Annotated in this window: 20 protein-coding genes; 15 read left to right on the forward strand and 5 right to left on the reverse strand. The window is 48.0% G+C overall.

Going from position 1 to position 23,093, the window contains the following annotated elements; genetic code table 11:
• Positions 1-277: 277 nt before the first annotated feature.
• The 3 genes from GA0116948_RS16555 (at position 278) to GA0116948_RS16565 (ending at position 4,047) form a co-directional block, all read left to right on the forward strand.
• Positions 278-1,987, forward strand: a complete 1,710-nt coding sequence (locus GA0116948_RS16555) for a glycoside hydrolase family 13 protein (RefSeq protein WP_089714246.1) — start codon at positions 278-280, stop codon at positions 1,985-1,987.
• Between the two features lie 13 nt (positions 1,988-2,000).
• Positions 2,001-2,546 (forward strand): hypothetical protein, encoded by a 546-nt coding sequence (locus tag GA0116948_RS16560; RefSeq protein WP_089714248.1) that lies wholly within the window; start codon positions 2,001-2,003, stop codon positions 2,544-2,546.
• Between the two features lie 175 nt (positions 2,547-2,721).
• The gene (locus GA0116948_RS16565) at positions 2,722-4,047 is read left to right on the forward strand and encodes a glycoside hydrolase 5 family protein (RefSeq protein ID WP_089714250.1); all 1,326 of its coding nucleotides are present in this window, start codon (positions 2,722-2,724) and stop codon (positions 4,045-4,047) included.
• Between the two features lie 63 nt (positions 4,048-4,110).
• Here the strand turns inward: GA0116948_RS16565 and GA0116948_RS16570 are convergent, their stop codons facing one another.
• Positions 4,111-4,854, reverse strand: coding sequence for a YoaK family protein (locus tag GA0116948_RS16570; protein WP_089714252.1), 744 nt, complete (start codon positions 4,852-4,854; stop codon positions 4,111-4,113).
• Between the two features lie 104 nt (positions 4,855-4,958).
• Here GA0116948_RS16570 and GA0116948_RS16575 point away from each other — a divergent pair, with 104 nt between their 5' ends.
• The 7 genes from GA0116948_RS16575 (at position 4,959) to GA0116948_RS16600 (ending at position 11,409) form a co-directional block, all read left to right on the forward strand.
• The gene (locus GA0116948_RS16575) at positions 4,959-7,562 is read left to right on the forward strand and encodes an MGH1-like glycoside hydrolase domain-containing protein (RefSeq protein WP_089714254.1); all 2,604 of its coding nucleotides are present in this window, start codon (positions 4,959-4,961) and stop codon (positions 7,560-7,562) included.
• Between the two features lie 68 nt (positions 7,563-7,630).
• Positions 7,631-7,966 carry a hypothetical protein gene (locus GA0116948_RS21315; protein ID WP_165798536.1) on the forward strand — a complete coding sequence of 112 codons (336 nt, stop codon included), beginning with the start codon at positions 7,631-7,633 and terminating at the stop codon, positions 7,964-7,966.
• A gap of 575 nt (positions 7,967-8,541) precedes the next feature.
• Positions 8,542-8,739, forward strand: coding sequence for a hypothetical protein (locus tag GA0116948_RS21105; protein WP_123891866.1), 198 nt, complete (start codon positions 8,542-8,544; stop codon positions 8,737-8,739).
• A gap of 176 nt (positions 8,740-8,915) precedes the next feature.
• Entirely contained in the window at positions 8,916-9,143 is a 228-nt protein-coding gene (locus GA0116948_RS16585) for a hypothetical protein (RefSeq protein ID WP_123891867.1), read from the forward strand.
• 71 nt (positions 9,144-9,214) lie between these two features.
• Positions 9,215-9,424, forward strand: a complete 210-nt coding sequence (locus GA0116948_RS16590; protein WP_089714258.1) for a hypothetical protein — start codon at positions 9,215-9,217, stop codon at positions 9,422-9,424.
• A gap of 109 nt (positions 9,425-9,533) precedes the next feature.
• A complete protein-coding gene (locus GA0116948_RS16595; protein WP_089714431.1) occupies positions 9,534-10,451 on the forward strand; it encodes an alpha/beta hydrolase in 918 nt (305 codons plus the stop codon).
• A 310-nt stretch (positions 10,452-10,761) separates the two neighbouring features.
• The gene (locus tag GA0116948_RS16600) at positions 10,762-11,409 is read left to right on the forward strand and encodes a porin family protein (protein WP_089714259.1); all 648 of its coding nucleotides are present in this window, start codon (positions 10,762-10,764) and stop codon (positions 11,407-11,409) included.
• A gap of 116 nt (positions 11,410-11,525) precedes the next feature.
• Here GA0116948_RS16600 and GA0116948_RS16605 read toward each other — a convergent pair whose 3' ends face one another.
• A complete protein-coding gene (locus GA0116948_RS16605) occupies positions 11,526-12,413 on the reverse strand; it encodes a DMT family transporter (protein ID WP_089714261.1) in 888 nt (295 codons plus the stop codon).
• 533 nt (positions 12,414-12,946) lie between these two features.
• Positions 12,947-14,587, reverse strand: a complete 1,641-nt coding sequence (locus GA0116948_RS16610) for a hypothetical protein (protein WP_089714263.1) — start codon at positions 14,585-14,587, stop codon at positions 12,947-12,949.
• Positions 14,588-14,901: 314 nt separating this feature from the next.
• Between GA0116948_RS16610 and GA0116948_RS16615 the strand changes: the two genes are divergently transcribed.
• Genes GA0116948_RS16615 through GA0116948_RS16630 form a run of 4 tightly spaced genes read left to right on the forward strand, consistent with a single transcriptional unit; the run spans position 14,902 to position 18,526 of the window.
• Entirely contained in the window at positions 14,902-15,789 is an 888-nt protein-coding gene (locus GA0116948_RS16615; RefSeq protein WP_089714433.1) for a decaprenyl-phosphate phosphoribosyltransferase, read from the forward strand.
• Positions 15,789-17,153 carry an FAD-binding oxidoreductase gene (locus GA0116948_RS16620; RefSeq protein WP_089714265.1) on the forward strand — a complete coding sequence of 455 codons (1,365 nt, stop codon included), beginning with the start codon at positions 15,789-15,791 and terminating at the stop codon, positions 17,151-17,153. Before GA0116948_RS16615 ends, GA0116948_RS16620 begins: the two co-directional genes overlap by 1 nt.
• Before the next feature lie 42 nt (positions 17,154-17,195).
• Positions 17,196-17,927, forward strand: coding sequence for an SDR family oxidoreductase (locus GA0116948_RS16625; RefSeq protein WP_089714267.1), 732 nt, complete (start codon positions 17,196-17,198; stop codon positions 17,925-17,927).
• Positions 17,927-18,526, forward strand: a complete 600-nt coding sequence (locus GA0116948_RS16630) for an HAD-IB family hydrolase (protein WP_165798537.1) — start codon at positions 17,927-17,929, stop codon at positions 18,524-18,526. The genes GA0116948_RS16625 and GA0116948_RS16630 overlap by 1 nt, the downstream gene beginning before the upstream one ends.
• 174 nt (positions 18,527-18,700) lie before the next feature.
• On the opposite strand, the gene GA0116948_RS16635 is transcribed toward GA0116948_RS16630, so the two are convergent.
• Positions 18,701-19,468, reverse strand: a complete 768-nt coding sequence (locus tag GA0116948_RS16635; RefSeq protein ID WP_089714271.1) for an acyl-CoA desaturase — start codon at positions 19,466-19,468, stop codon at positions 18,701-18,703.
• 70 nt (positions 19,469-19,538) lie between these two features.
• The gene (locus GA0116948_RS16640; protein ID WP_089714274.1) at positions 19,539-21,161 is read right to left on the reverse strand and encodes an ABC transporter substrate-binding protein; all 1,623 of its coding nucleotides are present in this window, start codon (positions 21,159-21,161) and stop codon (positions 19,539-19,541) included.
• Between the two features lie 231 nt (positions 21,162-21,392).
• On the opposite strand from GA0116948_RS16640, the gene GA0116948_RS16645 reads away from it, so the two are divergent.
• Positions 21,393-23,018 carry a M1 family metallopeptidase gene (locus tag GA0116948_RS16645; RefSeq protein WP_089714276.1) on the forward strand — a complete coding sequence of 542 codons (1,626 nt, stop codon included), beginning with the start codon at positions 21,393-21,395 and terminating at the stop codon, positions 23,016-23,018.
• The last annotated feature ends 75 nt before the right edge of the window (positions 23,019-23,093 follow it).

The raw sequence follows: 23,093 nt of genomic DNA on the forward strand, positions 1-23,093 counted from the left end.
AATTATGAATTATGAATTATGAATTATGAATTATGAATTATGAATTATGAATTATGAATTATGAATTATGAATTATGAATTATGAATTATGAATTATGAATGATATTTAAAGACTTAAAATTAGAATAGAATACCATACATTTCCAATATTATTTAATGCCCCTAAGAATTCTGTACATTAAAGGCATGCTTATCATTGCTTTAATTTCGTGACAAAGTACAATGTATCTAAACAGATTTCATAATTAATTCATAATTCATAATTCATAATTAAATAATGGTACACGAATGGTGGAAAGAAGCGATCATTTACCAGATCTATCCCCGCAGTTTTAAAGATAGTAATGGGGATGGCATTGGGGATTTGCCAGGTATCTTGGAGAAACTCGATTATCTGGCCAGCCTGGGAGTAGATCTCATTTGGCTAAATCCAGTGTATAGTTCGCCAAATGATGATAATGGTTATGACATTAGCAACTACGAGGACATTATGCTGGAATTTGGCACCATGGCCGATTTTGATGTTTTGCTGCAAGGCCTGCACCAGCGGGGCATGAAGCTGCTCATGGACCTGGTAGTAAATCATACCAGCGATGAACATCCCTGGTTTGTGGCATCCCGCTCGTCGCGCGATAATCCTTACCGCGATTTCTATCATTGGTGGCCGGCAGAAAAAGGTACACCACCACCGCGTTTCAGCTTCTTTGACCCCAATGCAGATGCCTGGGCTTTTGATGAGCATACCCAAGCCTGGTACCTGCATTATTTTTCCCGCAAACAACCAGACTTGAATTGGGAAAATCCCACCGTGCGGGAAGCCGTGTACAACATGATGCGCTTCTGGTTCGATAAAGGGGTAGATGGTTTCCGCATGGATGTCATCTCCTTTATCTCTAAAGAAACACCGCTGGCACCCATTCCGCCGGAGGAGCTGGCAGCCAAATATTATAACGACTGGAGCTATTATTACTCCCATGGACCGCGCTTGCATGAATACCTGAAGGAAATGCACCAGCGCGCGCTGAAAGACTATAATATTGTTACCATGGCCGAAGCACCCGGCATCCGTGCAGAAGAGGCCTTGCTCTTTGTACACAGCGACCGTGAAGAACTACACATGCTCTACCATTTTGAAGGCATGAACCTGGGGTATACGGCTACTGGCTTTAAACGCCCGGATCCCAGCGGGTATGCGCTCACAGCATTTAAACAGGTATATTCCAAATGGGATGGGGTATTTGCCAAAGCCGGGTGGGGTACCATTTACCTTGGTAATCACGACCAGCCCCGCATGACCAGCCGCTGGGGAAACGATGCGCCGGAATATAGACAGGTGTCTGCCAAAATGCTCATCACCTTTTTGCTAAGCATGCGGGCCACACCCATATTCTATGCCGGCGACGAACTGGGCATGACCAATATCCGCTTCAACACCATCGACGATTACCGCGATATAGAAACCCACATGATGTATCGTTATCTTCAGAACCGTCATGAAGACGTGGCTGCCTTCCTGGAAGATATGAAGACCAGCGCCCGCGACAACGGTCGTACCCCCTTCCAGTGGGATCATACGCCCCATGCCGGATTTACCACAGGTACCCCCTGGCTGAAAGTAAATGAAAATTTTCCCTTGCTTAACCAGGCCGACCAGGAAAAAGATCCTGCCTCCGTGTTACAATTCTTCCGGATCCTGCTCCGCCTCAGAAAGTCACAACCCGCCTTAATTTACGGCGATTATACCCTGTTAGATCCCGATCATGCGCAAGTATATGCTTACACCCGCATCCTGAACCAGGATGGCTTTCTGGTGGTCATGAATTTCAGCAAGCAGCAAGTAGTGTATGAACTGCCCCTGGCAGTGAAAGAACAACCCCTGATCAATAACTATCCAGCCATGCTAAGGGTGGAAAAAACACTGACCCTGCAACCTTACCAGGCATTGATTTTTTCTGTTCCAGGCAGAAGTGGTAAATTAGTCGTCTAACCAAAAGGCTTACATGGAAGAACTATTACTAGGCGTGGGTTCCCGGGTGCAGCACGCCAAACTGGGACCTGGCGTGATCATCGGGCTAAAGTATGCGCAATATGTGGTGACCTTCATGGACCACGGCATTAAGGAAATCGATAAAACAGACCCCTTATTTGAATCGCTCTATACGGAAAACCGGAGTACCGAAGTAGAAACGGCCTCCCAGGCAGAAGTATCTTTATTAAAAATTCTGCGCCAGTGGGGTGGCATTACTGAAATAGTGCCGCTGGGCGATCGCTGGCAAGATGGCACCCTGTTGCTGCAACCCAAAGACAAGACCCAGCAGCCAAAGGAGCTGCCCATCTCGGTATTTTTTCACAAAATTGTAATGCTACGCGACCGCCTGCGCGTGCTGGAGCAGCAACTGAATGCCCATAAGGTACTCAGTGATGAAGAGAAGATTAACCTGCAGCAGTACATTACTCGCATTTACGGTTCGCTCACAACGTTCAATGTACTATTCAAAAACAAAGAACATTGGTTTATAGGGGAAAAGGGTGGCAAAGAAGATTGATGTTATTCGGGCATTTCAGTATGGTTTGCTGCTTTTCTTAAAATGCCTTTTTCCCCATAGTTGCCGCCAGGCCGGCATAAGCACTGATAACGGCTGGTAATCCGCCCCCCTGGTGTATAGGAGCCATTGGATGATTGCATTATTTTATATTATTTTCCGGCCTTAAATTTCCGTCATGACGTTATTGAAATTCATTCCACTGGCGCTGCTGGGCGTATGGCTTTCGGCCTGCCACACTAGCGCACCCGCGCAAACCGATACGGGCTTTGTAACCGTGGAGGGTACGCATTTTGCATTAAATGGCCACCCTTACTACTACCTCGGTACCAATTTCTGGGCAGGCCTCAACCTGGGATCCAAAGGTAGCGGCGGCCAGCGGGATCGGCTGCTGCGGGAGCTGGATCGCCTGCAAAGCTTGGGCATTAACAACCTACGTATTATGGGCGGTAGCGAAGGCCCGGATACCGCACCTTTCCGCATGCTGCCCTCCCTGCAAACCAAGCCGGGTGTATATAATCCTGAAGTATTGGACGGGCTGGATTTTTTATTGAGCGAAATGCAAAAGCGCCACCTCTACGCGATTGTATGCCTCAACAATTTCTGGAACTGGAGCGGTGGTATGAGCCAATACCTGGTATGGGCCGGAGCGGCAGACAGTATTCCCAATCCTTCGTCCGAGAAACCGGAAAGCTGGGGTATATACCAGGCCTTTACGGCCCAGTTTTATAGCAATCCTAAAGCGGTAAACCTTTTTAATCAGCACATCCGGTTTATTGTAGATCACGTGAACCCCTACACGAAAAAAGCTTATAAGGACGATCCCACCATCATGGCCTGGGAGCTGGCCAATGAGCCACGTGCAGACACCAATATAGCCGGCATGCACACCTGGATCAATGAAACAGCGGGCCTGCTCAAAAGCCTGGACCCTCACCACCTGGTTACCACCGGCAGCGAAGGCGCTACCTCCGGTGCCAGTGCCGGCACCGACCTGGTGCGCGATCATGAGAGTCCCAACATTGATTACGCCACCATTCACATCTGGGTACAAAACTGGAATATTTACGACCCGGCCAAGGCCGATGCTACCTTTGAACCTGCCGTGCGGTACGCCCACCACTACCTGGATCAGCATGTGGCCTATGCCCAACAACTGAAAAAGCCCCTGATACTGGAAGAATTTGGCATTTCCAGGGATGGAAATAACTACCAACGCAATTCCCCTACAATAATTCGCGACAAATACTATCAAAATATTTTTGATGCGGTATTTGATTATGCAAATAAAGACAGTAGTATTGTGTCCGGAGTGAATTTCTGGGCCTGGGGCGGCGAAGGCAAGCCAAGGGTGCCAGGGGGCATGTGGAAACCAGGAGATGATTTTCTGGGCGATCCGCCCCACGAAGCACAGGGCTGGTACTCTGTGTTCGACAATGATAGCTCCACCATTCAGGTAATTAAAACCAGCGCGGCCAGGTTCAATGGCTTAGCTAAAAAATAAACAACAAACAACACGTTCTAGTTTTGTTCCACAGCCGCTTCCATCCGGAAGCGGCTTTATTTTTTACAGGGAATCCTGGACCTGCCTGTGCCGCAGGTGATAGCGGGCCTTTAAAATCTTTACCCGGAAATAATCGTAAAAAATAGCAAAGATTAAAATAACGGCAGGGATGACCAGCGCTTTGTAATGGAAAAAGTTAAAACAATACCCGCCCAAAATACCCCCCAGAAAAAAGAAAAAAATAATGGTAACCCGCAGGATAATGCGCCGGTTAATATCGGCCCGGGACGGCGGATGGCCAGCCAGGGCTGATGCCAGGTCTATACCCAGGTCGGTAAACATACCCGTGAGGTGGGTAGTACGTACAACAGAGCCGGAGATCATTGTTACCAGGGCATTTTGTAACCCCATGGCAAAGAGCAGGCTGCCGGCAAACAACTCCGTAGCTTTATTGGTACGGTCATACAAATGCCCGAAAGTGGCTACCAGCAGTAATATCAGTATTTCCAGGGCCAGGGGTAGGGTATAGGCGTAGGTTTTGTTGCGGCCCACCCGGGCTATGTGCAAACCGGTAAAAAAAGCCCCGGACAGGAACAGCAGCAGCCATAACACAATAATACCCAGCGATTGAAAATCTCCTTCCGTAAGCCGCACCGCCAGTAAGGCAGCGTGTCCGGTAACATTGGTCGTTAATACCATAAAAGCCAGGAAACCATAAGCGTTCACGAATCCTGCGGTAAGGCATAAAAGCACCGCCAGGCGCATGTTGTGGATAAATCCTCTCTTCTTTCCCGTATGACGAAACATGGGTCTAATTTACAAAAAACGCTGCGATATGCACCCATGTACATAGCCGCCCAAGTCATCCTACCGTTTTTCCCCGTACTTTAGCAATCGTAAAATGTTCACCCATGCATGAAGAACAGAACAGGCTCAAGGATCCATCTTGGAAGAAATGGGGTCCCTACGTATCGGACCGGCAATGGGGTACTGTACGGGAAGACTACAGCGCCAATCAAGACCCCTGGAACTACACCACCCACGACATGGCCCGCAGTTATGCCTATCGCTGGGGAGAAGAAGGCATTGCCGGCATTAGCGACGAAAAGCAAACCCTTTGTTTTGCACTGGCCCTCTGGAATAAGAAAGACCCCATCCTCAAAGAAAGATATTTTGGTCTCAATAACGCCGAAGGAAATCATGGAGAAGATGTGAAAGAGCTGTACTACTATCTGGATAGTACTCCTACCCATAGCTACATGAAAACCCTGTATAAATATCCGCAAACGGCTTATCCCTATCAACAACTAATAGAAGAGAACCATCGCCGCGACCGTACCATGGCGGAATATGAGCTGATAGATACTGGCATCTTCAACAACAATGCGTATTTCGATGTATTCACCGAGTATGCCAAAAGCTCTACGGATGACATTCTGGTACGCATCACCATCCACAACCGTGGTCAAGAATCTGCATCGCTGTCGGTGCTACCCACCCTGTGGTTCCGCAACTCCTGGTCCTGGGGTTACGAGCCAGACCGGCCTCACCTGGGTAAAGACAGCGGTAATACTATCCGCATCCGGCATAATACCCTGGCCAATAAGTATTGGCTATATGAAGGTAACCCTCAACCGTTATTTTGCGATAACGACACCAATGTAAAACGCCTCTACCAACAGGATGGGCAGGGTAGGTACTACAAAGACGGCATTAACGACCATGTGATTAGCGGGGCCAATAGTGTAAACCCGGAAATGTACGGTACCAAGGCTGCCCTGCATTATGATCTCTCGCTGGAACCAGGCGGGTCTTACACCATCCGCCTGCAACTCACCACTGAGCGGCAGCCCTTCACCAACTTCGACGCCACTTTTCAAAGCCGCCTGCAGGAAGCAGATGATTTCTATGCGCAGCTTCAAAAAGATATAACAGATGAAGACCTGCGCTCCATCCAGCGCCAGGCATTGTCTGGTATGTTGTGGAACAAACAGTTTTACTACTACAATCTTCATAAATGGATACAGGGCGATCCCGCCATGCCGCCCCCACCGCCGGGCCGCGATAAAGGCCGCAACCACCATTGGCTGCACCTGCATAACTCAGATATCATTTCCATGCCCGACAAGTGGGAGTTTCCCTGGTATGCCTCCTGGGACCTTGCTTTCCATTGCCAAACCCTGGCCATGGTGGATGTGGAATTTGCCAAACAACAATTGCTGCTGCTCACCAAAGAATGGTACATGCACCCCAGCGGAAAGTTACCTGCCTACGAATGGGAGTTCGACGATACCAACCCACCTGTGATGGCCGGAGCCGCCTGGGAGATTTACCGCATGGAAATAGAAGCCGGTGGCCAGGGCGACCGCCGTTTCCTGGAAGCTATCTTTCACAAACTAGTGATTAATTTTACCTGGTGGGTAAACCGGAAAGATGAAGATGGGCTGAATATTTTTGAAGGTGGATTCCTGGGTATGGATAATATCGGCGTGTTTGACCGCAACACACCCCTGCCGCCAAACGCCGTGCTGGAGCAGGCAGACGGTACCGGGTGGATGGCGGCTTCCGCACTGAACATGTTGACGATAGCCCTGGAACTAGCCCGCGAAAACGATGTGTACGAAGCTATGGCGGTAAAATTCTTCGAACACTTTTTATACATCGCAGGCGCTATTGCCGGTATTGGCGGCCAGTCTGTAGCGTTGTGGGATGAGCAGGACGAATTCTTTTACGATCAGCTCCGCTACGAAGGCCTGCCCCCGGTAACCCTGCGTACCCGCAGCCTGGCCAATGTAGTGCCGCTATTTGCCGTTCAGGTGTTAGATAGTAATATGCTGAAACAATTACCGGAATTTACCACTCATATGAACTGGTTCCTGCGTCACCGGCCAGACCTGGCGTCCATGGTGTCGCGCTGGTACGAAGAAGGGAATAATGAAAAACATTTGCTGAGCTTATTACGCGGACACCGCATGAAACGCATACTCAAAAGGGTGCTGGACGAAACAGAGTTCCTCAGCGATCATGGTGTACGCTCTCTCTCTAAATACCACAATGATCATCCTTATGCTTATAATTTTAACGGGCAAGATATGAGCATACGCTATATACCCGGAGAAAGCGACAGTGGCATGTTTGGGGGCAATTCTAATTGGCGCGGACCGGTGTGGATGCCCATCAATTTCCTGATCATTTGCAGCCTCCAGCGTTTTCAGGATTATTACAGTGACGATTTTAAAGTGGAATATCCTACCAACTCCGGTAACTATCTAACCCTGCGCGAGATTGCCGATGCACTGTCTTCCCGCTTAATCCGCATTTTCAAAAAAGATGAGCATGGTCGCCGTCCCGTATTTAACTCCTATGACAAATTACAGCAAGATCCGCATTTCCGCGATTACATTCTCTTCCACGAATATTATCATGGAGACGACGGCCACGGCATTGGTGCCAGCCATCAAACCGGCTGGAGTGGTCTCATTGCCAACCTGATCAAGCGTAGTTATAAACAGTAACGAGCGAAATACAAATTTGAACATCTTTATAAATAGAAAGCCGCCCTACATTTTAAGTAGAGCGGCTATTGCGCTATTATAATAATGAAATTAAAATTCGCCAGCTGTATTACCTGGAAGATGGCGTTCCAGGGGAAGGAGGTGTTGGTGGCGTGCCAGGCATGGGCGTAGGTGAAGGAACTGGAGTAGGGTTGGTAGGCTGGGAAGGTGTACCCGGCGTAGGTGAACCTGGTATAGAAGGAGGTGTTCCCGGCTTGGGTGTGGGCGATGGCGTAGGGGTGGGCGGTGCAGGATATGGCAATGGGGTAGGTGTAGGCGATGGGGTAGGTGTACCCGGTAATGGAATACCCGGCACAGTATCCATCAGCATTGAAATAACCGGGCTGGCCGGTATATTTTTGTGAGCCGTTGCGGCCTGCACCATGCATATGCTGAAGAGTAATCCAGCGCTATACAAGCACTGCTTTACCGTGAAAATTGGCTTTTTCATAAAGTGAGCATTTAGTGATTAATGATACTAGTACGAAAGCCATGCCACAGAATGAAATCCTTTGCCATGCCGCATTTCAGCGAATACAGCTATTGTACAAGAACCATAATGGTATATACCAGCAATGAAAGCTGCTCCTTCACCGCCCGTTGCAGGGCGTATTCTCTACGCGTAGCCCACGCCTCACCAAGTTGGCGATAACCTGCTACAGCGTATGCCCCATTCATACGATATATGCCCGTTTCAGGCGATGGCACTATCCTTGCCTGTGTATTGGAAGTATAAAATTGTTCCTCATACATTTACATACATGTGCATGGGTGGGTTTATCTAAACTCGCCCCTTTTTTTTGCTGTATACTCACTCACTAACGCCTTTCCCTTTTAACAGCATGTACCCAAAATTAAGATGCGATTAAATTACACGCATAATGCGCTTTTAAGCCGGATATGGGTTATCTTTCTTTCAATAAATAAATGGATATACACTATGAAGAAATTCTTATTACTTGCTACAAGCGCCCTGCTGGCTACCGGCACCTTTGCAACACCATTGTCTGCTGCGTTTCAGTCTCCGCCGCAACATGCGGAAAGACAAGCGCCGGTACCGCATAAAAAGCATAAGAAAAAACATCACCACCATGGTAAAAAACATGCGCATGCAGTGCCGGTTAGAAAACCAGCATAAGTTATCCATGTTGTTTTGTTAGTTGTTTAAAGTAAGAGGCTGTTCTACAAGGAACAGTCTCTTTTGTTTTTGTTAACATAAATTAAGATATACTTAAAACGGGAGAGGGGGTTAAACTAAACATGCAAAGCGGGCGTCTTACCTACAAACAAATTAAAAACATAAAAAATAATACAATGAAAAAGATCGCATTATTCGCTGTTGCAGCTTTAATAGGTACCGCTTCTTTTGCCGCACCCAAAGTAATCAAACACGCTGTTAAAAAAGCGCCCGCTAAAACTGAAAATGTTTTTACCGTGAAAGCGCCCAGGGTTGCTGCCGATAGCACGGGAAAGAAGGTAAGTAAAGTGCAGAAAACGCACAAGAAAACCACTACCACCACCACTACGCCGAAAGCAAAATAAATGTCTGGTGAGAATCTGCTCATCGCAACAGGAATCTAATTTTAATTTAACGACCAATTAAAAAAAATTATATGAAAAAGATCGCATTATTCGCCATCGCCGCACTGATCGGCACCGCTTCATTTGCCGCTCCCAAAGGCGTAAAAGCAGTTAAGAAAGCGCCGGCAAAAACAGAAGCCGCCGCCAAAAAAACCGCACAAGATTCTACTGCATCTAAAAAAACACATCATCATTATAAAGCAGCCAAAGCAGGTAAAACTGCTGCTGCACCCAAAGCATAACGTGTAGTTGTTTGTGAGGAAAGGCGGAGGCATCATCTTTTTGATGCCTCCGCTATTGTTTTTACGCGCTGTCGTTGTAATTTGGGGAACCATGCCTTTAAACTCCGTTATGAAATACATACTTTTCCTCACATTAATAGCTGGTACAGTCTTGGGCCAGCCATTCCCCGCACCGCAAGCTATGAATGATCAGAAAATTTCTGCACCTATCACCCTATGGCCTAATGGTGCTCCAGGCGTATCAGCCGCCGCCCAGCCGGAAGGTCCTACCAAGGATATTGCCCAGGTAGCTGGCAAACCGATCATCCGCCTCACCAATGTTTCCCAACCTACTATTACTGTGTATGAACCCAGTCCGGAAAAACGAACCGGCGCTGCCGTTGTGGTATGCCCAGGCGGCGGCTACCAGATACTGGCCTGGGACCTGGAGGGTACAGAAGTATGCCGGTGGCTAAATAACATTGGCGTTACAGCGGTACTCCTCAAATACCGGGTACCCAATACCAACGAAGCCACCCGCTCCAAAGCCCCACTCCAGGACGCGCAACGCGCCCTGGGCTACGTGAGGACCAATGCCTCCCGGTGGAAGCTAGACACCCACCGCATCGGTATATTAGGATTTAGCGCAGGTGGACATTTGTCCGCAGCACTCAGTACCAACTACGCCCAGCGCAGCTACCCGCCGGTGGATGCGGCAGACAGCACCAGCTGCCGCCCCGACTTTACCTTGCTCATTTATCCGGCTTATCTTACCCTGAAAGACCAGGGAGACCACCTGGCGCCAGCACTTCCGGTTAACGCACAAACGCCGCCCACCTTTCTGCTGCAAACGCAGGACGATCCTATACGGGTGGAAAACAGCATCTACTATTACCTGGCATTGAAAAACGCCGGGGTACCCGCAGAAATTCACCTGTATGCCGCAGGGGGCCATGGGTACGGCTTACGGCCTACAGAAAAACCGGTGACTCGCTGGCCGCTATTGGCAGAAAGCTGGATGCAGCAACTGGGATTATTAAATCGCTAAAAACCGCGAAGGTTTGTCCGTAAAACCCTATGCTGGCAACTTCCCTGTGCGCAACAGCAGGAAACATAAACAGGCGCTTTCCTGCTTTGCTCTACTTTTGCGCAGTAATATCCTGTCGTTTAGAAATTCTCTTAACAATAATTAACCCTTCTTTAAACCCAGGCTACCTAATTTTGTCGAACAAATATTTCACCGACAAAATCGGAACACCGACCGGACGAAATCAAGGGATCATCTATTACTGCCTAACAAGTAGCATACAATTGGCGCAGGTTCGTTAATCTTGCATCCGGATTTAATCACAATCGCTATGATCAGAAAAGTACTATTTACCGCTATTACCTTATTTGGACTGGCCGTGGGTGCTCAGGCACAAGACAACGTTGCAACGGATGCTCCTGTAAAAAAGAAAGAAGTTGCCAAAATCCACTACGGCATTAAGGTGGGCCTGGATATGACCTCCATCGACGGCAAAGGCTTCAGCGCTGCTACCAACGTAGGTTTCGATGCAGGCGTTTTTTTTGAATACAGACTCAGTAAGCACTGGGGATTAGAAGGCGACTTGCTGTATACCCGCTTTCAGAACAGGGCTTCCAACTTTAAAGGTTACTATAATACTACCGCAGATCTGAGTACCGCTAATAACGCCCGTGTAAACCTGAATTATCTTTCCGTGCCTTTGCTGGCGCAATACAAATTCACCAAAGTATTGAGTATAGTTGCAGGCCCGCAGTATAGCTTCCTGTTTTATGATGATGAAGAACTCATTCACTATAAAGGCGCTTTCAAGAAAAGCAATATTGGTGTATTAGGTGGTCTGCAGGTAACTTTAAACAACTGGCGCTTTTATGGCCGCTATGTGTACGGGCTAAACAACCTGAACGCAGCCGGCGTAAATGAAAATTATAAATGGAATACCTCCGATATCCAGGTGGGTATTGGTGTAACGTTCAAATAAAATCTTATCCAATCTAAGCCAGTCGCGGTTTTTAAGGCTGTGGCGCTTATGTAAAAAGGCATTCGGCAAGTGTTGCGGAATGCCTTTTTCTGTGTGCGTTTTAATCCCATCATGAATTAATAGGCAGGTAGGTGAGGCTTGCGCCGGGAATAAAATAAGCCCGCCACCACCAGCAAAGCACCTACAATACCATAAGCCGTGAGCGGCTCATGCAAAATAGTAACCGCCATAGCATATCCCAATACCGGCGTGAGAAACAACCAGATGCCGGCTTTCACAGCATCTTTGTGCAGGAGCTTCAGCCAAAGAAGGTAAGCCACAATAGAAACCGGAAATGCCAGCCATAAAAACGACAGGAAAAAATTCAAGTCCGCACGCAGAAAATTATGCGCACCATTTAACCCTACGATGGGGATAAACTGCAGCCCCCCAAAAAGAAGCTGCCACATATTCACCGTGGTACGGCTCAGCGCCAGGCCAGTTTTCGAGAAATAAATAGCCCCCAGGGAAAGCGATACAATACCTGCAATGAGCGCTATCACACCTATAAGGGTGGCATGGCTGTGGCGCAGGTTGGGAATGGTAGCCACCACCAGCCCAGATAAAGCGATGATAATGCCAATCCATTCCGCCCTAGTAAGTTTACGCTTTAGCAGGAGCGCCGACAATAAAATTAATATGAGCGGATTGGTAGCCGTTACCAGGCTGATAAGCCCCGCAGATACTGTTTTAATGGCTATTAGAAAGCCACTCATATACACTGTTATATTGAGCAAGCCCAGGATAAAGAGCTGTGCAAACTGCTTGCGGCTGGGACGTTCCAGCGGGTTTTTCCGAGAGAAAATGCTATAGCCAAGCATGATTACGCCCACAAATAAAAAACGGATACAGGTAAGCAGAAAAGGATCTACCGAATGCACGGCAAATTTAGTGGCGGGTGTAGCGGAGGCCCATAACACGGCAAAGAGCAAGCCCTCCAATATTTCAATTAGTTGCGGATTCATCGTTGATGCAGTAAAGGGATGCAAAGGTGGGGAAAATAATGATGAGTTCGCACAGGGGAAGGATAGATCTTCGGGTTCATTCAATTTAACATAGGTGGTGAAAATAATGATGGGTTCATACAGGGGGAAGGCAAGATCTGCGGGAAAATTCAATTTAACATAATATAAATTATAAGAAATTTATAGCAGAATTTTAGCCATATAAGGGGACGCAGATAATTCCAATAAACGCTGATGGACAATCGGGAAATATTAATTGCCAGAAGTTAATCAATGGTCGGGTTAAAGCATGTTTTCAAACCTAAAACTTTCGGGATTTTGCCAGCCAATAAAAATGTCTGTCAATATAGCAAATGGTTTTCACCCAGTTTAAGGATGTCTTACAATCCATTAAATCAGCCGGATTTCATCTAAAGAAATACATCCGAAATGCGAAGCTATAGTTTTTAGGCATCTTCAAACAGCCCCGTTAAGGACTTTAAAATTAAAAATCTTCCTTTCACAGCCCGCCCTCACCAGTCATTTACGGTCCACTATTTTTTGGGAAGATACACTTCTATCACAGCATTAGTAGGCCTTCTCGGGGCCAGGAAAGTATCTACCAGCTGATAATCTTTTTTCAATTCATCCTGCAGCGCAAAGGGATAAAAATTATTATTGTGGGGCGCATATTCATATAGCACCACGTCATAATTATTATTCCGCACCTTGGTTTTGTAAGCCTCCAGTTGCCGGTTAAACATAGCCACACCCAGGTGGTACCACAGCGGAATGTCACCACCACGCTCCAGTTGGTAAGGCACGGCGTGCGCCAGGGGCGTAAGTTCTGTCATGTTCAGCACCTTCACCGCAGCGCCTTTTTCTTTGAGTACGGGCAAGGCCAGGAAACGCTCCATGCCATGCACCGTACTGGCGGGCATGTAGATGTTTTTAAATTCGGGCAGACTGGAAAATATCCATTCAGAAGTGGGTACATCTGTGGAGTCAAATTCCAGCATATAGTTGCGGCGTGATACCACGTTTTCGCCGGTGGCGCTGGTTACAATGCCGTTGCCCTCACCTTCTGCCGGAAGGAAGCGCGATAAAATGCGGTCGGTATACCGCCAATACACCCCAGACCACCACAACAATACCAATATAGCATTCAGACTAAAAATTTTCCAGCTTTCGGTGCGTACCTCCAACAACGGCAGCAGCAATGAAAAAATAAAGGCAAATGCAAAGCTGTGGAAGAAAATATTATTGTCTGGCGGCGTATAGCTGGTTACCTGGAAAATGGCCGCCTCTACCAGTATACCAAATGTGAGCAGGGTAAACAACATTAGCTTACGGTTATTCCAGAAACGCTGAAAATGCCGCAAATGAGGGATTAGCAGCAACACTGCCAATAAGCCATAAAACTTAATCCACTGGGAGCCGCCAAAAAATTCTCCAATCAGGTCTGCTACGCTCAGGCGCGAATTATGCGGGGCCTGTCCGTGATTATACCAGTAAGCGAAATGTGGCAACAGCGGCACAATGAATACGGCGGCAATTACGGCCAGCATGCCCAGGAAAACCGGGATATTCAGCCAGCGCCCTTGTTGTAAGGTATCGTAGGCCAGCAAGGCCAGGCAAAGCAGCAAAGTAAGGCCGCCCCCATCTTGTTTGGTAAAAATAGTTAGGAATACGAACAAAGCCGATAAGGCCAGAAATGCCCAGCGAAGGCGATCTACCCGCAATATAAATCGAAGGAGGAAGCAAATGGCCACTAATTCATACACAATCACGGTTTGATTATACCAAGGCCAGAAATTAAAAAAGGAATAAGACAATACAAATACAATGACAGACAGCGCCCGGATGCCGGGACGTACATCCAAGCTCTTTAGAATGCAGCGAAAAGCCAGGCCAGACAAGATGTTGAGGATCACCTGGGCTTTTACCAGCGAAATTAGTTGTGGACCAAACAATTTGAAACACAACGCAGGCATTAACCAGAAACCATAACCCAGCGGGGAACCGTAATCCTTAAACGGTACCTGGCCCTGCGACAAGCGGTAAGCACCCTCCCAGCTCAGGAAAATATTTACCCGGTAGGGAAATTTAAGGAACAGCGGTACGCATGCAATGGCAAAGATCGTAAGCAGCTCAATGATAGTAAACCTGGTATACTTGGGGAGAGTAGCTTGCATATGGGCGGGATGTTTTAACGCGCGGCAAAAATAACCATTTGCGTGAAAAATAACGCTGAAATTTGCTTGGCCGGCTGCCTGCCCTGCTGCTGGTATTGGGCCACCACCTGGCTTACAAGCATTTTTTTTCCTTTTTTTTCAAAAAACGTTTATCCAACCATTCTTCACATTTACCCCTTAGCCTTGCGCGTTCATCGGGTTATACTGGCCGTTCACAATTTCTCACTCCTGGCAGGCAGGGCCTTAACAGGGAGTTCGGGCTGGGTTGGCTGACATTTTCCGTGTATCTTGCGGGCAAATCATTCGTTTACCTTGTGCAATACCTGAAACTTCTCCGCCCCACCCATTGGGCCAAAAACGGCTTCTTATTTATACCGCTCTTCTTTGCCGGTGAAATATTTAACCTGCACATGGTAGGGCCCGTGTTATTGGGTTTTGTGGCCTTTTCACTAGCCGCCAGCAGTGTTTATATTATTAATGATTACATGGACATTGAAGCAGACCGCGCCCATCCGGTAAAGTCTAAACGGCCACTGGCGTCTGGCGCCGTGAGCAAACCGGCGGCCCTGGTGCTGTTTGGCATTTGTCTGTTGGCCGCCTTTGCCCTGGCCTGGTATGTGAAGCCCAAATTTTTCTTCGTGATAGGCGTATACTTTTTGCTGAACGTGGCCTATACCTTTGGCCTTAAAAATATTTCCATCCTAGACATACTTATCCTGTCTATGGGATTCGTATTCCGCATTAAATGCGGCGGTATTGCATCTAATATCGCTATTTCGGAATGGCTGGTCATTATGGTGTTCCTCCTGGCCCTTTTCCTGGCCATTGCCAAACGCCGAGATGATGTGCTGCTGAAGCAAACCTCCGGCAAAGACATGCGCAAGGCCGCCAAGGGTTATAACCTGGACTTCATGAACGTAATGCTTTCGCTGGTATCAGCCATTATTATTGTGTCTTACCTGATGTATACGCTGGCGCCCGCTACTATGGAACATTTCAAGACCTACCGGCTCTATTATACCAGCCTGTTTGTTATTGCCGGATTATTGCGATATTTGCAAATAACCTACGTAGAAAGCAATACCGGCTCTCCCACCAAAATCCTATACAAAGACCGCTTTATTCAATTGACCATACTGCTCTGGATACTGAGCTTTTATGTGCTCATTTATTTACCAACTGATAAAAGCTTCTTCGAATAATGCAGAAACAATTGGCAAATTGGGGTAACTACCCGGCGGTAACTTGTGATGAGCAAAGCTTTACACAAGATGATCAACTTCTATCCTTTGTACACCAGCACGATGCAGTGATAGCAAGGGGCAATGGCCGCTGTTATGGCGACGCCTCCCTGGCCGTACACAGCATCTCTACCCTCAAATACGACAAGGTGCTGGACTTCGATACCGAAAATGGCTTTTTCGAATGCCAGGCCGGCATCACCTTAGACCAGATACTGGACATCATTGTTCCCAAGGGCTGGTTCCTCCCCATCACCCCCGGTACTAAGTATATTACCGTGGGCGGCGCTGTGGCTTCCGATGTGCATGGCAAAAACCACCATGTAGATGGCTCCTTTTCGGGCCATATCGTGTACATGGATGTGCTTACTGCAGATGGGAAAACCATTCGCTGCTCTCCCACCGAACACACCGACTTCTACTGGGCCACCTGTGGAGGTATGGGACTTACCGGCGTGATTACCGTGGTAAAGTTTGATCTGAAAAAGATTGAAACCGCCTATATCAAGCAAAAACAACTCAAGGCCAAAAATCTCGATGAGGTAATACGCTTGTTCGATGAGTATAAGCATTACACCTATTCCATGGCCTGGATAGATTGCCTGAAAACAGGCGACGCCTTTGGACGCAGCATCCTGATCGTGGGGGAACATGCCAAGAAAGAAGAATTGTCGCCCAAACAAGCAGAGCATCCCCTGGAACTTCCTAAAAAGGGCAAGCTCACCATCCCTTTCAACCTGCCCTCTTTTGTGCTCAATACGTTTACCGTAAAGGCCTTTAACTGGCTGTACTACGGTAAAAACCTGAAGCGGGAAATTAATAACATAGTTCCCTACGAACCTTTTTTCTACCCCCTCGATGCTATTCTTCATTGGAACCGTGGATATGGTAAAGCCGGTTTTGTGCAGTACCAGTTTGTGCTGCCCATGGATCAAAAGGAAGGCCTGGTGACTATCCTGAAACGTATTAATGAAAAAGGCTGGGGTTCCTTTCTGGCCGTGCTAAAGGTATTCGGACAGCAGGAAAGCCTTATTTCCTTCCCCATGGAAGGTTACACGCTGGCGCTGGATTTCCCCGTGCGCAAAGGCCTGTTCCAGTTCCTGGACGAACTGGATGAGCTGGTGCTACAGCACAAAGGCCGGCTTTATCTCTCCAAAGATGCCCGCATGAAGCAGGATATTTTCTGGAAAAGCTACCCGAATGCCCAACGCTTTGCCGATATCGTACACCAATATAATAGCCAGCGTAAGTTCCGCTCCGTGCAGTCGGACCGCCTCCTGATTACCCCCCCGGAGGAAAGACAACCTACTGCTGCAAACCAATAAAAACGCCTGCCCGCTTTAGTGCGGCAGCAACATTACACTCGCATGTCTACTGTACTCATCTTAGGCGCCGGCTCCGATATAGCCGTGGCCATTGCCCGCAAATACGCGCAGGAAAAATATAACATACAGCTGGCTGCCCGCAAGACTGAACCCCTGGTTCCCTTGCAGCAAGACCTGCAAATACGCTACGGCATTACCGCCTCCGTATTTGCCTTCGACGCCCTGGACACCGCCAGCCACGAAGCTTTCTACGCTGCCCTGCCCGAAAAACCAGCCATTACCATTTGCGTATTTGGCTACCTGGGCGTCCAGGAAAAAGCCCAAAGCAACTGGGCCGAAGCCAGCCGTATTATTGCTACCAACTATACGGGCGCGGTTTCCATCCTGAACATTGTGGCCAACGATTATGCTGCGCGCAAAGCTGGCACCATCGTAGGCATTAGTTCTGTAGCAGGCGAACGTGGACGCCAGAGCAATTATATTTATGGCAGCGCCAAGGCTGGCTTTACCGCCTATCTGCAGGGGTTGCGCAACCGCGGATTTCATAGCGGTGTGCAAGTGCTGAGCGTACAGCCAGGGTTCGTGTATACCCGCATGACCGAAAACCTACCCCTACCTCCCCTGCTCACTGCCCAGCCGGAGCAGGTGGCGAATGCTATCTTCAAAGCTGTTAAAGCCGGGAAAAACGTCATCTATGTAAAATGGTTTTGGCGCTACATCATGCTCCTGATCAAAAATGTTCCGGAAGGTATTTTCAAAAAACTAAAAATGTAATGGCAGGTATCGCATTCTTCGATTTTGACGGCACCATCACCAAACACGATACACTGTTTGGCATCATCCGCTATGCAAAAGGCGACGAAGCCTTTAAGCAGGGCATGTATAAACTGCTGCCATCGCTGATAAAGTTTAAGTTAAAAATCATTAGCGCCCAGGAGGTGAAGGAAAGGGTACTCACCTACTTTTTTAAAGGCATGCCCCTGAAGGAATTCCGGGAGATGTGTGATGACTATGGCCTTCGTTCCCAACCCGTATTCATTCGCTCTGCCGCACGCGACGCCATTGTGAAACACCAGGCCGCTGGTCACCGGGTGATTGTGGTCACCGCTTCTGCTGAAGAATGGGTAAGGCCTTTTTGCCTAGGCATGCGCGTAGAATTAATTGGCTCCCGCTTGGAAACAGATGCAGAAGGCCGCCTCACAGGAAAACTTTCGGGACTTAATTGTAATGGCAAGGAAAAAGTAAACCGCATTAAAGCCCTGGTAAATCTTTCCGACTATTCGCCCATCTTTGCATATGGCGATAGCCGTGGCGACAGGCCCATGCTGGCCCTGGCTGGCAGCAATGCGGTGTATAAACCCTTCAGATACTAAGTAATTTTTACCTGCATTTTTTTAAAATGGTTAAGTGTATGATTCACTTAACCATTTTTCGTGTATGCCCGCCCGTTATAGTGAATGATTGACACAGTCATTGACTAAAGCAAAAAAGCCCCGTCATGCAACGAGGCCCTGATTTATGATAGAACAGGCTGTTAAAAGAAATATTTATGCAGCAGCTTTGATATTTACCGTCTTTACCTTAGCACCTTTTAGGCGGATGATGCGCAGCCAGTGCAGCGTTTTCATCACCGGGTAAGTCGGGTCCAGTTCAAACCATTTCTTGGCAAAATTGGCGCTGTCTTTATGCATGTGGTGGTTATTCTGGAACAACTCCCCCATAAGTAGAATGCCCCAGGGTGAAGTGTTTTTAGACTGATCAAAGTTGTTGAAGTTACGGTAACCATACTTATGACCACACCAGTTTACCGTAGCACCCTGAATAGGACCCATCAGGAAATGGATGGGCAGCAGCAGGTACCACCAGAAGCTGGGGGCAAAGGCAACGTAAAAACCAATATAACTCAACATCCAGGCGATACGGGTAATGTTATGATCGCCAAATTTATCCAGCGCTTCCCATTCCGGCAAGGGATCTTTCAGGAACTCCTGGTCGGGCAGGGTTTTGCGGGTCAGGAAATTATTGTACATCTGGCGGGTATGTACCATCATATGCCATACATCCCGGAAGAAATGTGGTGAATGCGGATCCTTTTCTGTATCGCTATATTCATGGTGCATGCGGTGCATCACACCATATGCGCGGGGTACCAGGTAAGAAGAGCCTTGGAAAAACCAGGTGGAAAAGTAAAATACACGTTCTACGCCCTTACTACAGGTGTACATCTGGTGAGAACCGTACCGGTGCAGGAAGAAGGTGTGGAAGAACAAAGACAGGAACCAGTGCGCCCCAAAAAAAATCAAAATCGCTAACATTACTTGACTTTAAAAAAGGTAAAATGAAGCTACGAAGGTAATATTAATTGAGCCAGGGAGATAGATTGAACTATAAAGATTTGTTAAATACCTTCTTCACCCGGCGAAGGTCTAGCAGGTTCAACGCATTGTTAGTGAACCCCGTAATGCCTGGTTGTACCAGGTGTATCACCTCATCATAATAGAGCGGCACCACCGGCGCATCGCACAGTACTAGCGAGTCCATCTGCCGGTACAGGCCATAGCGTATGGTGTCGTTGTTTTCCTGCAAGGCTTTTTCATAGAGGGCGTCAAATACCGGATTATTATACCGTGTATAATTGGGTGGCGCCGTGTTTTTACTATAAAATACAGCGAGAAAACTCTCTGCATCAGGATAGTCGGCTATCCAACTGGCCCGGAAAAATGGGGAGGCCGATTTAGCCGTTTGTTCCAATAGCAGGTTTTTATCCATTACCTCCACTTTTACTTTTATGCCAATGTCTGCTAGCTGTCCGGCGGCATAATTGGCATAGTCTTCATAAATAGGAACGCTCATAAGGGTAATGGAGGGCAGGCCCCTGCCTTGTGGAAAGCCGGCTTCCGAAAGCAGTTGTGCCGCCCTAGTGGGGTTATAGTCATACCCTTTTAGTGCGGCACTGAAAGAGGGCAGCCCAATGGGAACAAATCCTGCGGTGGCTGGTTTGCCAATACCATTGCGCAAGTAGGTGATCAGCTTGGCCCGGTCTATCCCATAGTTGATGGCCTGCCGAATTTTTAAAAGGCGCAGCGGCGAATGCATGACCTGGGCGGCGGTGCTGTCCATTAAAATGCCAAAATATTCTACGTTAAGCTGGGGCGCTTTGTCCAACACCATGCGCCCCTTCCACGCTGGCTGCAGGGTGCCAAGGCGGGTTAGTACCTCATCTTTAAAAGAAGCGTCGATGTCGTTAATAAAATCCAGCTGCCCCTGGCGGAATAACAGGAACTCCGAACCCTTGCTATCCAGGAAAGTTACCTTCACAGCATCCAGGTAAGGCAGTCGCTGCCCATTCCGGTCGGTTTCGAAATAATGCGGGTTTTTGTGCAACACCAGGGCCTGGCCCTCATCCCACAGGAAAAATTGGAAAGGCCCGGTGCCGCAGGGGTGTTTGCGAAAATCTTTGCCATAGCGTTCCACCGCCTCGTGGGGGATGATGGAGCAATATTGCATGGTAAGAATATCGAGAATGGGATGAAAAGGCTGCAGCAAGGTAAGCTGGAAAACTGTGTCGTTCAGGGCTTTAAAACCATTGGCTTCCACCTTTCCGTTAAATATCCAAGCACCGGGCGATGCTGTGGCAGGATCCATTATACGGCGCAGGCTATACACCACATCTGCTGCCACCATCCTTCGACCCTTGCCGCCGGGAAACAGATTGCTGTCGTGGAAGTACACATCCGGGCGCAGGTAAAAGGTATAGGTACGCCGGTCGGTGCTGATGGTCCAATGGGTGGCCAGGGAGGGCTGCAAAATCATGTGGTCGTCTGGTTCAAGCAGCGTATTGTATAGGTGTTTTACCGCCCACATAACCGCCTGGTTTCGGGCAAAGGCAGGGTCTAGCGTAGCGATGCCTTCGATGCGGTTATAATTGAATACCTGCTTATTGCCCGAGTGGTTAGATTGGCAAGCCATGATCCCAAAACAAAAAACTAGCAGCCAGGTATTTTTCATAGCAGCAAAATAAAGATTAAAGCGCAATTATGCAGCAAAGCTACCGGCAGGATAATGCTGGAAGGATCTGCCGGTATGCTTCAACCCTAAAGTTTCCCAGGCATGGGTAGGCTCTATATGGCAATATGATCCCGCCGTCACTCCATGCACCCGCACCTGCCCGCACATTAATTTCCCTGCCCTTGTTTCTATTTAATATTTTACTTTAGCTGCTACTAACCAAAATACGGTATGAAAGGATATAGCTTATTGTTGGCCAGCATGTTGGCCTTGCCCAAACTGTTTGCACAAGATACACATCCTAACAGGGCCGATACTCTGCGTGGCACCCTCACCCCGGAACGTACCTGGTGGGATGTGACCGATTACGACCTGCACATACAATTAAATCTGCAAGACAGTAGCATTCTGGGTTACAACACCATTCATTACCGGGTGGTAGGCCCTGTGGTACGCATGCAGATAGATTTGCAGCAGCCTATGCAGATAGATAGTATTATACAAGACCGGCAACCGGTTAAATATACCCGCGATGGCAATGCCTTCTTTGTCACCCTTACCGCTCCCCAGCCCCAGGGAGCGCTTAGACAGCTTACCGTGTACTATCACGGGGTGCCTAAAAAAGCCAAACGCGCTCCTTGGGATGGCGGCCTGGTATGGACCCGCGACTCGCTGAACCGGCCCTGGATAGCCAGTGCCTGTCAGGGCCTGGGAGCCAGCGTATGGTGGCCTACTAAAGAACATCAAAGCGATGAGTGCGATAGTATGCAAATAGCCGTAACCGTGCCCTCCGACCTGATAGACGTTTCCAATGGCCGCCTGCGGGAAAAGGAAGTGCATGGCAACGGCACCACTACTTATCACTGGGCGGTGGTAAACCCCATTAATAATTATGACATCGCTTTGAATATTGCCCACTACGCCAACTTCAAGGATACCTATCCCGGCCTGGATGGGAAGCTGGACCTGGATTTCTGGCCGCTGGATTATAACCTGGACAGGGCGCGCGTGCAATTTGCCGGTGCTAAGCCCATGCTCTCCTGCTTTGAACATTGGTTTGGCCCCTATCCTTTTTATAAAGACAGCTATAAACTGGTAGAAACACCTCACCTGGGCATGGAGCATCAAAGTGCCGTGGCGTATGGCAACCATTACCAGATGGGTTACCTGGGCCGCGATTTGTCTGGTACTGGTTGGGGGCTGAAATTTGATTTCATCCTGGTACATGAAAGCGGCCACGAATGGTTTGGCAACAATATCACCTCCAAAGACCTGGCAGACATGTGGATACATGAGTCATTCACTAATTATTCTGAAACCCTTTACCTCCAATGCCAATTTGGTAACGAGGCGGGCAATGCTTATGTGCAGGGTACCCGTAAAGATATCCAGAATCGCGCAGCTATTATTGCACAGTATGGAGTGAATATGGAAGGTTCTGGCGATATGTATTACAAGGGCGGCAATATGCTGCATACCATTCGCCAGATCATTAACGATGACGATATTTTTCGCAGCATACTTACTGGGCTAAATAAAACTTTTTATCACCAAACCGTTACTACCCAGCAGGTAGAACATTATATAAGCCAGCATGGCGGCCACGATTTTTCCAAGGTGTTCGATCAATACCTGCGTAATATCAAGGTGCCGGTACTGGAATACAAGATCGCCGGTAAGGTGCTGAGTTACCGCTGGAATGATGTGGTGAAAGGGTTTAACATGCCGGTGAAGGTGACCCTTCGCCCGGATGTATTCACCTTCATTTACCCTAGGGAGCAATGGAAAACAATCCCCCTGGCCGGAACCTTTAAAGCAGATCCTAATTTTTACATCATTACCAAGCAAATCAAGTAGATCCGCTTTGCCGGTTATTTAATTTCGCAATTGACCTGAAAAGTAAAGTAATGAAATACAAATTGTTACAAGTAT

It is taken from the genome of Chitinophaga costaii (genome assembly GCF_900094705.1).
Lineage (GTDB): Bacteria > Bacteroidota > Bacteroidia > Chitinophagales > Chitinophagaceae > Chitinophaga > Chitinophaga costaii.